The organism is Salegentibacter mishustinae (assembly GCF_002900095.1).
Taxonomy (GTDB): Bacteria; Bacteroidota; Bacteroidia; order Flavobacteriales; family Flavobacteriaceae; genus Salegentibacter; species Salegentibacter mishustinae.
In genome coordinates this window covers 2,876,145-2,887,939 of sequence record NZ_LLKN01000002.1, presented here as the reverse complement: position 1 = coordinate 2,887,939, position 11,795 = coordinate 2,876,145, and the positions used below count along the sequence as shown (strand labels likewise).

At 38.1% G+C, this 11,795-nt stretch carries 16 protein-coding genes; all 16 read right to left on the bottom strand.

Annotated elements, in window-relative coordinates; all coding sequences use genetic code 11:
* The coding region (locus APB85_RS15870; RefSeq protein WP_169929160.1) for a heavy-metal-associated domain-containing protein at positions 1–399 on the bottom strand (399 nt) is incomplete at its 3' end.
* Between the two features lie 41 nt (positions 400–440).
* On the bottom strand, positions 441–1,280 hold the full coding sequence (locus APB85_RS15865) for a hypothetical protein (RefSeq protein WP_013073424.1): 840 nt from the start codon (positions 1,278–1,280) through the stop codon (positions 441–443).
* A gap of 11 nt (positions 1,281–1,291) precedes the next feature.
* Complete coding sequence (locus APB85_RS15860) at positions 1,292–1,690, bottom strand: hypothetical protein (protein WP_013073423.1); 399 nt, start codon at positions 1,688–1,690, stop codon at positions 1,292–1,294.
* 25 nt (positions 1,691–1,715) lie between these two features.
* Positions 1,716–2,093, bottom strand: a complete 378-nt coding sequence (locus APB85_RS15855; protein ID WP_197055441.1) for a heavy-metal-associated domain-containing protein — start codon at positions 2,091–2,093, stop codon at positions 1,716–1,718.
* A 134-nt stretch (positions 2,094–2,227) separates the two neighbouring features.
* Entirely contained in the window at positions 2,228–2,575 is a 348-nt protein-coding gene (locus APB85_RS15850) for a nuclear transport factor 2-like protein (protein ID WP_013073421.1), read from the bottom strand.
* Between the two features lie 506 nt (positions 2,576–3,081).
* The gene (locus APB85_RS15835; RefSeq protein ID WP_013073418.1) at positions 3,082–4,281 is read right to left on the bottom strand and encodes an MFS transporter; all 1,200 of its coding nucleotides are present in this window, start codon (positions 4,279–4,281) and stop codon (positions 3,082–3,084) included.
* A 172-nt stretch (positions 4,282–4,453) separates the two neighbouring features.
* On the bottom strand, positions 4,454–4,666 hold the full coding sequence (locus APB85_RS17380) for a hypothetical protein (RefSeq protein ID WP_156858131.1): 213 nt from the start codon (positions 4,664–4,666) through the stop codon (positions 4,454–4,456).
* 347 nt (positions 4,667–5,013) lie between these two features.
* Entirely contained in the window at positions 5,014–5,286 is a 273-nt protein-coding gene (locus APB85_RS15825) for a thioredoxin family protein (RefSeq protein WP_013073416.1), read from the bottom strand.
* A 158-nt stretch (positions 5,287–5,444) separates the two neighbouring features.
* Positions 5,445–5,819 carry a metal-sensitive transcriptional regulator gene (locus APB85_RS15820; protein WP_011709211.1) on the bottom strand — a complete coding sequence of 125 codons (375 nt, stop codon included), beginning with the start codon at positions 5,817–5,819 and terminating at the stop codon, positions 5,445–5,447.
* Positions 5,820–5,881: 62 nt separating this feature from the next.
* Complete coding sequence (locus tag APB85_RS17540; protein WP_075325753.1) at positions 5,882–6,088, bottom strand: GDCCVxC domain-containing (seleno)protein; 207 nt, start codon at positions 6,086–6,088, stop codon at positions 5,882–5,884.
* Between the two features lie 13 nt (positions 6,089–6,101).
* A complete protein-coding gene (locus APB85_RS15810) occupies positions 6,102–7,448 on the bottom strand; it encodes a dihydrolipoyl dehydrogenase family protein (protein WP_013073414.1) in 1,347 nt (448 codons plus the stop codon).
* Positions 7,449–7,554: 106 nt separating this feature from the next.
* Positions 7,555–8,166 (bottom strand): organomercurial lyase, encoded by a 612-nt coding sequence (merB, locus tag APB85_RS15805; RefSeq protein WP_013073413.1) that lies wholly within the window; start codon positions 8,164–8,166, stop codon positions 7,555–7,557.
* Between the two features lie 19 nt (positions 8,167–8,185).
* Positions 8,186–8,803 (bottom strand): DUF2652 domain-containing protein, encoded by a 618-nt coding sequence (locus APB85_RS15800; RefSeq protein ID WP_075325754.1) that lies wholly within the window; start codon positions 8,801–8,803, stop codon positions 8,186–8,188.
* A complete protein-coding gene (gene merA / locus APB85_RS15795) occupies positions 8,793–10,436 on the bottom strand; it encodes a mercury(II) reductase (protein WP_013073411.1) in 1,644 nt (547 codons plus the stop codon). The genes APB85_RS15800 and merA overlap by 11 nt, the downstream gene beginning before the upstream one ends.
* A gap of 50 nt (positions 10,437–10,486) precedes the next feature.
* Entirely contained in the window at positions 10,487–11,209 is a 723-nt protein-coding gene (locus APB85_RS15790; RefSeq protein WP_013073410.1) for a hypothetical protein, read from the bottom strand.
* 221 nt (positions 11,210–11,430) lie between these two features.
* On the bottom strand, positions 11,431–11,793 hold the full coding sequence (locus tag APB85_RS15785; protein WP_229792233.1) for a heavy-metal-associated domain-containing protein: 363 nt from the start codon (positions 11,791–11,793) through the stop codon (positions 11,431–11,433).
* Between the last annotated feature and the right edge of the window lie 2 nt (positions 11,794–11,795).

Here is an 11,795-nt window from a genome sequence, read left to right as displayed (position 1 = left end):
TCCGGGTTTTAACCTGGAACGTAAGTTGGTAGAAGTTGCTTCAGCTATCTTAAAAGTTTCTTTCCCGGTTTGTATTGCATAAGTGCCATCCTGCTCAACGAAGTTGCCCTTTATAACTATTTCGGCATTCTTAGCTGAAAAACCATTCACTTTCACTTCTTCCTGAATTTGTTTCAAGCTTAAATTATTGTTTGCAGTCAGATCTAAATAAGCTTTGCCTTCATTCAGACTTACTTGTACCTTTTCTATACCATCCATTTTTTTGAGTCCGCGTTCAAGGCCATAGGCACAAGGTGCGCAATCCATTCCAAAAACTTCCTGATCTACTTTGGTGATTTGGGCGTTGGAACTTATGATTCCAAACACTGTCACTACGATAATTAATGCTATTCTTTTCATTTTACTCTTTTTTTATGTTTAAAATTCTTCTTTAATATCTGTTATAACCAATAACTTATGTTCAGTGAGACCCTATATTTTTCACGGGGCGTATTCGGAATAAGATCCTGGTATACCGGGAACAATGCCCCGAAGGAAATTCCCCAGGGACCGGTAAGTCCTAAAATTGAAGGACCAACCAATACTTTTTTACTCCGTTCATCTGTAGAAAAAAATTGTCCGTTAACTTTATTATCTCCGGGAAATTCGGCCAGTGATTCTACAAATATCCGCCAGTCGGGTTTAGGATAATCCCCCATAAAAACATCGGGACGATAACCTATCACCATGCTTGCATAGGGTAAATCGCCTAATTGCTCGTTGTCCTTTTCAAAATAATATTGGTAACCGCCACCTAACCAGGCGTACCAGGTACGTGAGGCATATCCCGTAGAAATGGCCCCATGGATAGAGTTCCCTACATTCACCTGTCCGCGAACATCCTCAGTAGGGGCAGATACACCTAAAATTGCTGTGGATTCAAACCTCTTTCCTACCCCAAAAGCATTTGAAAAAAAACGATACCACAAAGCAGCCTCGATATCTCCATTGGAAGGCATCATGCTATTTCCACGGGTTCGTGGAGCATTTTCCAGACGCTCAATCACAGTAGGAGTGGTAAGGGTAACCTGTAAATCTTCCGTAATGCCATAGAAAAATGTATACCGAAGCATATAAGAGGCCTCGTCTTCGGTCGCTATACTCATTCCGGAAGCGTTCATGTTTATACCGCCTTTTGCCAGGGTGGGGGTTTGTAATCCATAAATTGGGCCATGCCCCTGGGCTTCTACTTTATACAGTGTCGATAACCCTATGAATAGGATCAAAAAATAATTTTTCATGTTTTGTAAATTTAAACTTCTAAAAATCTTTGAATGGGCAATAGTAAATAAGCAGCAAACAATCCAAGGACATAAAGGCCAAAGGAAAACCAAAGAATGGCTTTGCTCCATCTTGTTGCTGTATCACATGCGGTCTCATTTCCGTTTTCATCGATCTCGCAGGTTTGGTTTCTTTTTCTTCCGTAGAACAACCAGAAATTAAAGCCTATCATAATCCCGGCAATCAGGAAGGTCCAGTCTTTATATTTGCTCATGGTAATGAGCCAGGGCAGGTCAGAAGCCAATCCCGCAACCACAGCTCCCATTCCCAGGGCAACCAGTAGCGAAGGCAGGGCGCAACACAGTAAGGTGGAAACCGAGGTAAAAAGGGATCCTATACTTACGAAGTCTTCTTTTATTTTAGCAAACATCTTTATTGTTTTTATACAGGTATCTCTATCCGTTTACAGAAGCCCCCTTTTCGGTTACAACTTCCACTTCAAACCCACGGTCTTTGATAAGGGAGAGTATCTTTTCTTCTGAAATCTGCTTTGGATCATATTCAATTATCGAGGAGCTTTTATCAAAGCTTGTTTCACTTTTAATAATGCCTTTTTGCTCCTTCAACATTGAATCGATACCATTAGCACAACCGGACTGGCAATGCATGCCTTTAATTTTTAAGTGTAAGATTTTTTCCGTCATCTCCTTTTGGATTTTAAATTCAATTTGATTTTCATTTTTCTGATCCATAGCGCTAGCGGTATTTCCAGAAAACGCAAGGGTCGTTCCGGTTAACAATACCGCGAATAATTCTTTATGTAAACCTATCATCTTATAATTGATTTTTAAAAATTAACTATGTCAAAATTAGGGGCAGCAGGGGGGTGGTAACCAAATTAGATTTTATTTTTTTCTTTAAAAAAATCCTACTGCTTAATCTTCTAAAAATCTGAAATATTCTTTTTTCATTTTTTCTTTCGGATAGTATAATGAATGGTCTGGGCAATTATCAGCCCCTCGCGCACTATGTAGGAATCTGCTCCGTCATCTATTTGTGAACTGTCTGAATATGCAGTCCATTCCAGAAAAGCTATTTCATCTTCAAAAAGAAAATTGATATAGTTAAACTCCGCTTCGGGGAAATCCTTTATCAGCATTTTATTTAATTCCCTTAGTCCTTCATGTCCTTTATCAATACCATGCGTAGTAAGAAGGATCAAATTTTTGGAAAAGTTTCTATGCAGGTCCTCTTCTATAGATCCCTTTTTAGAAAGTTCCAGATGATCTTTTAATACTTCTTCTGTAGTTCTCATAGGCTAAAAATTTTATATTTAAAATAGGCTTTAAAAAATTGTTTGCAGCACATTCTATTTTTTGGGATCATCCCTTATTGACACCATTTTTCTTGTTGAGGCCCAAATACTGGTCACTGCTGCCAGTATGATTATATTTTTCATTACATATTGACCTTTCATAGTTAATACAAATGGGAAATGGGAGAACATTTGTTCGGGAAAAATGAAGAAGGTTGAAAAAGTTCCTAACATATGCAGGAAAAATAAGCCTAAAGCCCATTTCAAAAACTTCCCCAATTACAAGGATATGCCAATAAGGCTTTGAAAAATAGCCAATATAGGCATACAACTTCCTTGTGGAAGGAAATGGCCGCTCAGGGTACAAATGGTTGAGGAAGCCAAATCTTCTGCCGGGCTCAGACCAATAAAAAATTTAACCATCCCAAACCAGATGAAAATTATGCCAATGCTCCACCTTAAAAAAGTTATGGCCTTACCAGAATCTAAATGGATGTTATAGCTTATCATTTTATTGATAATTTCATTTCTGTCTGCAAAAGTTTTGCGGCTACAATCGTAAATACTGCCTGTACAACCGCAAAAATAATTAACGCCTGATCTAATCCTAATTTCAATAATTCCCCAAACAATAAGCTCCCAAGGCCAAAGCCGGTAAACAATGCAAAAACATTCAGTCCCATGGCCTGGCCTCCCTTTGTTTTACCACCCAATTCGGTTACTATACCTGCAAATAGAGGTTGAGTGAGGTCGTATCCCAAAGAGATCAAGGTGACTGCAAGGGCCGCGACAAGAACGGGTATTTCCAGGGCGAGACTGGCTGTTGCTATGGCCGCTGTTGCCAAGCCTGTTAAAATAATAGGATATCGCCCCCTGCGATCGGCTGCGCGCCCTATAAGGGAACCAAAGAAAAATCCTGGCAGGCCATAACCCAGAATGGCCAAACCAATTTCTATTGGCCCCAGATCATACTTTTGTACAAAATAGACCCCTAACCAGGTATAAATACCTGAATGGAAGATCCCATTCCAGAATACAAATAAATAGGTCCTTAACCCGCGTGGGAAAGCAAGTAGCCTGTAAAACCCACCTACCATTTTTTTGAATGAAGTACGATTGGATTTATGAGGTTCCTGTTTCCAGCCCATTCGGGCTACTTGTATCCACAAAGCCAAAGCGGCCAAGAGGGCAGTTGCCAAAAATAACATACGCCAGCCTGTATAAGGTTCCAACATTACCCCGGCGGTAGAACCTAAAGCCATTCCCCCTTCCATAGCGGCAAATAAAAGTCCCAGGGGTCTCCCTCTCTCTGAAGGTTTGAACATATCTCCTACAAGTGCCAGGGACATTGGCACCACACCGCTTGCCCCTAAACCCGTTAGCAATCGTAACAGGATGAGTTGTGAAGCAGATTGCACCAGGGCGGTTATCGCTGTTAATACAATAAAAGCCAGTAGGGATATTTGAAGTATGCGTTTTCTTCCAAATTTATCGGATATGAAACCATAAAACAGGACTGAAACTCCGTAAGCCAGCATATAAGCTGGTACTATAAGACCAATCCGCTGTTCTGATACATTAAAAATAGTTGCCAGTTTAGGAATAAGTGGCGCTATCATATACGCCTGAAAAAATATTAAGCCCGCTGCCATGGCCAGGGGAGCAAAAATGGTTTTTAAGGGTTTATTTGAATTGGGATTTTCCATTACTCTGTATTATTTTTACTGGGAATTTTAAAGCTGTTATATTTATTTGGCTTCTTGAATAAACTGCCATCTCACAGTTATAAAGATGTCAAACATAAAATCTAACCTGGGGTGGTATCCTAATGTTAGCTTTCTTTATTAAAAAAAAGGAGCAACTTTTTAGCCGCTCCTTTTAAAATTTTTTTACATTTTTTTTAAGCTGCCATTTCTTTACAGCTTTCGGCACAGGTTCGACATTTTTCTGCGCATTGCTGGCAAACTTCACTGTCAAACTTTGCACATTCATCAGCACAGGCTTTACATAAGTCGGCACAAATGGCACATAGGCGTTTTGAATAATCAGACTGGCTTGCAAGTAGTTGAACACAGGCTGTGCATAAAGCAATACAATCCAGACAAAATTTGTGGCATTCTTTCATGTCTGGTTCCCCCAAATGTTGGTCAAGGCAAATTCTCGCCGCAGTAATGCAGGCGTTGCAATCATCGATACATTTTTGCATTTCTGAACTTAATGGTTTCATAATTTAAATGGTTTTAGTTACTTCCTGATTTGCTCGGAAATCAGAAATAAAAGATTAAGAGCCGAACCTCTTTTCAAATATCGACTCATAGCCCGGGGGGTAGGCAAGCCGATTAATAAAGATTTAACATTTTAATTTGATTAAAAAAAAAGGCAGCCAAAAATGGCTGCCATAAAAAGTTTCAGATTTTAATTTCAGTACGATGGTTTTGCTAACTGGCTTTTCCTATTCCTGCTTCGATAAGTTTTTCTTTGCTTATACCATTGTTTGTACAGCACTCAAGCAATTTTCCATCAACCGCCACCGCGGGAATTCTCTTTACACCGTACTCCTGCACTTTGTCTATACAGGTCTTATCCTCACATTGTTCCACCAGGTTATAGGTGGTAATCTCGCAACTATCGCAGGACAACTCTTTCACCATTTTTACAACCGGATCACAAACCGGACAATTTGCCGTAAATATTTCTATTTGTCTTTTCATTTTTTTTTGAATTTAAATTAACAATCAGTTTTATCCTTCTTATTAAAGAACAATCCAAAGATAAGAGCGGAACCGGGGTGGTCTCCAAATAAAAAAACCTGCTTTTTTACGACAGATTTTTATTAGTATTAAAATTAAATGGAAAATTTTTGAATGTTTTACTCTGATCTATTTTCGGAAATGTAAGATTCCAGCCTTCGTTTAAGTTCATCAATCTCCTTCATTTTATCGGTAAGGCTGTTAAGCTCAAGGTCGGGAAATTGTTTGCGAATAAATTCAATTCGCTCTTCATTACCGCAATTACCGGGACAGGCTTCCACAGTTTCTGAAATTGTGATCGCCAGCGCTTTGCGGTACACTTCATCTAAAAGAAGAAAATGCGCCTTATCAAGTCCTTTTTGCGCCGCTTTGAACTGGATCAGAATCTTTTCTGGATCTTTATTTTCATCCAGCATTTTTATAAGTCCGTTAAGCTGGCCGCTGATGCTCTGCAAGCGAGTTTTTATATCTTTACTTAGATCTCTAGGAATCATACTTTTAATTTTCAGCAAGATACATCTGGAGTGGGGGAGGTCACCAAAAGTATTTTAAATTTTTAGCAGCAATTTGTTCCTTCCTGAATGGGTGGACAGGCAACATTACCATAAGAACAATAAACACAGCAATCACCTTCTTTTGGTTTTAATAAATGCTTGCAATTATCACATTGGTAAAAAAACTGACAGGCTGTTGTGGGCATTTCCTCTTCTTTTGTGTGTCCGCAACCAGGACATGTAATGGTAGAAACTAGTTCTATTTCCATAATCTATTTATTTTTAAAGCATATGAGGGATATCTGATGACAAAGTTGGATACGTAAAGATCATCGTTCTTAACTCATTGATTTTCATTTTGGTCTTTATCGCCATGGCAAATAAATTGATGGTTTCCTCCGTGTTAGGTCCTATTAAATGTGCGCCAAGAATAGTCTGATTCTCTTTATCAATGATAGTTTTGTAGGCATATTCCTTAACATTCAGTCTTTTTGCATTGAACCAGCTTTCCGCATGGTTATAATTGACCTGATATTCTATCTGTTTTGATTTGGCTTCTGCTTCGGTTAATCCTACTGATGCCAGGGTAGGCAAAGTAAAAACTACGGAAGGCATTGGTGGATAATTAACTTTTTTCTTGTTCCCTTTGATGATATTTGATGCCACAACATGCCCTTCCATTACTGCAACAGGGGTAAGGGGTAATCCTCTTGAATCTGCCGAATCTCCCGCTGCATAAATATTGGCGTTAGAGGTACTTTGAAGGTATTCATTTACCGCAATTCCTTTTTTTGAAAAAGATATCCCTGCTTTTTCCAAATCTAAATCAAATATGGCGGGAGGACGACCGGCCGAGTTAAAGACAGAGTCAGTCTTATAAGTGGCCTCTTTTCCATTTGATTTTCCTGTAACTACATAATGATCTTCTTTCTTTTCAATTTTAGAGACTTCAGTTTCCAAAACAAGTTTAATTCCCAGGTTTCGGGTTGCATTCACAAGATGTTGTACAATGTCATGATCAAAGTTTTCTAATGGGTGATCACCACGATGCAATATGGTAACATCGGCACCAGCCCGTGCAGCGATATGAGCAAATTCAAAGGCAATGTAGCCACCTCCAATAAATAAAAGCGATTCAGGTAGTTTTTTCAGGTTAAGGAAATCTGTACTTGAAAGAGCCAAATTTCCACCCTCAAAATCCAGTACCCGGGGTTTTGCTCCGGTTGCGATCACAAATTTATCGGCTTCAATAACTTCATCACCTAACTCTAAGGTGTTATCAGATAAAAATTTAGCTGAAGTATGATAGGTGTCTATGTCTTTATTCTTATATCCTTTTTCAATTTTAGGAGGCATGGCATCCACAAAAGATTGTTTAAATGCCATAATATCTTCCCAATTGACTTTAGGCACTGTATCTATTCCATTTCCTTTAAGCCTTTCTGCAAAATCACGTACTTCCGTTGCGCCTATAATCACCTTTTTGGGATCACAGCCTCTTAGGGCACAGGTTCCACCATAGGGAAGTTCATCGGTAATGCCTACCTTAAGGCCTTTGGAGGCACATTTATTGGCAGCGGTCATACCTGACATACCAGAACCTATTACAAATACATCGTACTTTTTCATAATTTAAATTTTAGATTGGTTAGTTTTTAATTTATATAAATCTCGTTTTCTTTCCTAAAAACCAAAGAAGGTTTAGAATAACTTTATGATATACATACAAATAGAATTAACAACATTTAAACCCGCTAGAATTGGAAAAAAAATCTTCTACTTTTGAAATTTTTCCTAATGGATTTTTTTCTAACCATTTGTTTGCGGCATCCTCTGAACCAAAAAAGAAGGAGTGCCGGCAGAAACTTGATTTGATATCACAACTATCGGCCTTTTCGACCCATGAAATAAAGAGGGGAACAGGCCTGGTCCATTCTAGAAGATTATCTGAAATAGACAATTTTACAGGAATGTCGGTTATAGGATCTATTGATATTATTTCCCATCTATGCATTAGATACCGGGGTAATAAAATACTATCCATTGCACACCAGGCATACAAAGTTTTATTGTCAAAGTTTAGTTGATGTACAGTTTTATTTAAAGAAAGTCCTAAATAACCCACAATTTCACCTTCTTTATTGACCTCTCCGTATTGCTGTATTATTTGATGTGCTTTATCTATAGGGACATCCATCACTTCAGAAAAGCGACCTCGAGGCAGGGGTCTTCCCTTAAGTAATTCCCAATACACTTTATCACTATTGGGAAGGTTCATTTCCTTGAGCATCTTTTCAAAACCATTCACAAATTGATGACCGTCAAATATTATTTCCTGTTTCTTCATATGCTTTTAATAATTACAATTAATAAAATTTTAGAAATCGATAATTTATAATCCCGACTTCATCAATAACCTGAGATGTTTTTTCAAATTGTAAATTTCTTATATAATTAGTTCCGTACTGGGTAAAGAAATCTTCCGTAGCAAGGATATACTCTTTGAGTGCCAAATCATTTTTCAATAATCTATGGGCTATAATTACTTCCTTACCATAGAGTTTGCAAAAATCATTGATCATAACAGATCCCAATTCTCCATAATGGAGAATGAACTTTAAACTAAGCTCTCCTAAAAGCGTACATGCCCCACACGAACAATCTGTTTCAATTATTTGCTTTAATTGATGGTGAAACGCTCGATGCATTAAAAAACATTGTTCTATAATTTCATCTACAGTATAATCTTTTTTGAAACTATAAAACAGTATGGCATCACCTTCTATTTCTGAAACCTGAAGCCCTAATTTGTTGTTTTTAAGTATTGCCTCCAGCAAGAGTGCGATAGTAATCTGACTGTATTGTAGATCTGCCTCGTTAATATATTTAGTAAAGCCAGTAATATCCGGGATTAGCAATAATCCCGGCATGATCCCTTTCTTCAATTGAATACATCGTGAAACTCCCATACTATTAGCTGGCACAACAGCTTAATTTAGAAACATCCTTTCCAAAAGTAATAGCTGCCAGTTTTATCCCTTCTCCTAAGGTTAAATAAGGATAAAAGCTTTCTGCCAAATCTTTTACGGTTATACCAAACTTTATGGCCATACTTAATTGTTGTATCAATTCACCTCCTTCGGGTGCGATTACTCTGGCGCCAATTAATTTATCGGTTTCAGTATTACGTATGAGTTTAATAAACCCTCTGGTATCCTGTGCGGCCAAAGCCCTGGGAACATGGCTAAGGTCTAATTTAGACACTTCGAAGGGAAGGCCGGCTTCTTCGGCTACTATTTCGTCCATACCTGCCCCAGCAACTTGAGGGTCCGTAAATACTACCCAAGGCAATGAAGAATAATCGATACCGGTTTTTGAAAGTGAGAACGCATTGCTTACAGCAGTACTTCCTTCAGTGGCTGCAGTATAAACAAAAGGAGGGGTCTGGGTAACATCCCCGGCAGCAAAAATATTGGATATATTGGTTTCCATCTTTTCGTTCACCAAAACATGTCCCACCGCTGAAAGGTTCATTTTGATCTTATCCAGTCCTAGTTTAGAAGTATTAGGTTTTGTTCCTGTGGCAACCACTATTTTGCCTTTTTCAATAATTTGTGTGGTAGTACCGTCGGGACAGTTACAATGAATAATAGTATCCGCTCCCTGTTTTTCAAATTTAAAGGCTCGAAAATTAGGCAGGATTTCTATTCCTTCCTTCTTCATTTGTGCTTCGAGCACATCTGTTATGTCCTTGGTCTGGCTTCTTAAAGGCCTGTCGGTGAATTCTATGATACGCACTTTTACGCCCAATCTATTGTATGCCATGGCAATTTCTAACCCGATATAGCCCGCACCCATAATGGTCAGGCTTTGCGGTTTTTCTTCTAAATCGAATAAGGATACATTGGTTAGATAGCCAACCTCATTTAATCCTTCAATATTAGGGATGTAGGTGGTAGCTCCGGTCGCAATAAGAATGTTTGTGGCTGTGTAAGTATCTTTCCCATCAACAATAATGGTACCTTTATCCACAAACTCAGCCCATCCTGTTAACATGGCCAGGTTCTTAAAATCTTTTACCACATCCATATATTTCTGTTGCTGCAGGGCCGCTACCAGGTCTTTTTTATCTTTAATAACCTGGCTAAAATCTATATCTACACCTTTAGGCCTGATCCCTTGAAAATTAGAATGGGTTGCGTGATATGCCGTTTCGGCAGCTCTTATTAAGTTTTTTGAAGGAACACAGCCTACATTAACACAAGTGCCGCCAAAATTCAAGCCCGCGTTTACCATAAGGGTTTTAAGACCTAAACTTTCAGCTTTTATGGCTGCTGAAAATGCGGCTGACCCTCCACCAACAATGATAAGGTCAAAATTATTTTTATCTGAAACCTGTTGGCCGTTACTAGCTTTATATTGGCCAGACATTTCTATGTTATCAATAATATCTTGCTGAGATGTGGTGCTGGAATCAAAGATGAATTTTCCTTCGCCTTTAGGATAAGATACATCTAATGCTATAACTCCTTCTAATTGCTTTACTTTTTTTTCGATGCCTGTAGCACAACCGGTACAGGTCATACCCTGAATGGGCAAAGTGATCTCTTTCTGCATATTTATTTTATTTTTATATTGAGGGTAATTACTACCCAATTTATTTTTGATTATGATTTATCTTTTAAAAATGGAATTAGCCATTTGGTATGGTTAATCCCCAGCCAGTGGTGTACCAACAATCCTAAAATGGTACCGTGGACAATATGGGCCGCAAGGGTGATCAAAAATAATTGAGGCCACATATATTTGATGCCAAAAAGCCCAACCATCGGTCCCATAGGAGGGCCGGTCATCATGCCTAACTCCATAATCAGCATCCAGCCTATTGCCCATAAAACCGTTTTATTATATGAGATAAAGTTTCCAAATACCAGGGTAAATATCAATCCAAAACTTGCACCGTTCATAAAATGGATCAATTGACCTATCCAGTAATACGAATTAAAGTCGGAACTACCCGTTACCATCTTCCCGAACATTTCCGGAGTATCTCCCGGTAACCAGCTGGCTATCACCCCCATCTGACGAAGCCAGTCCAGACCTATAGTAGCTATTGCCCCTGCTAAGAGGCCCACGACAATTCGTTTATATAGATCAGGGAAATTTTTCTTGCTGTAAAAAATAATCCATGTTAAGATGAGCATAGAAGGGATATATACAAATAGCATATATGGCTCACCAAATTCATGGGCTGTTTTAATGACTTTCGGTCCCATTGTGATTCCCTTGAAATATTGGGCATAGCCAAAAGAAAGCACAATTAAGTTTATAGGCACAAATCCTCCTGTAAACAAGGCTAATAAGGATAAAAAAGATTTTTTATTCAACATAGCTTATAGATTTATTTTGTTACTTCTGCAATAATATTACTAACTAACCCATCAAGTTCACCTGCAACAGCTTCAGTTCCTTTATATTGTTTTAAAATTGTAGAAGGCATAAAATAACGATTCACCACTCCATTTTAATTTTGTTTTTTTTGAATATGTAAAAAGGTAAATTGTTCCTTAATTATATAAGTAACTTCTTAAGTATATGAGTAAATAAAAAATTATGACTCGTTTTGGGTAGTCTCTATTACCTTTTCAACTTTATAGCCTTTCTTTTCTATAATCTTTTTTAAGGTCTCGATATTTGTTTTAGAGTTTTCGAATTTAATAATGGCAATATCCCCGGGATATTCAACCGAATGTTCCACAACACCTTCTACTTCTTTAAGCGCATTGTAAATAGCATTAGAACAACCCGCGCAGGTAATTCCGTCAATTTTAAACTTAACTGTGTTTGTTGTTTGCTGGTTGATACTTGCTTCCATTATTGTTTGGCTTTTTGATGTAGGGCAACATTGTTGCGCTTTAACCTGGAATGAGGTTAATGATAAAACTAGAACTGTTATTACTAATAGATTTTTCATAA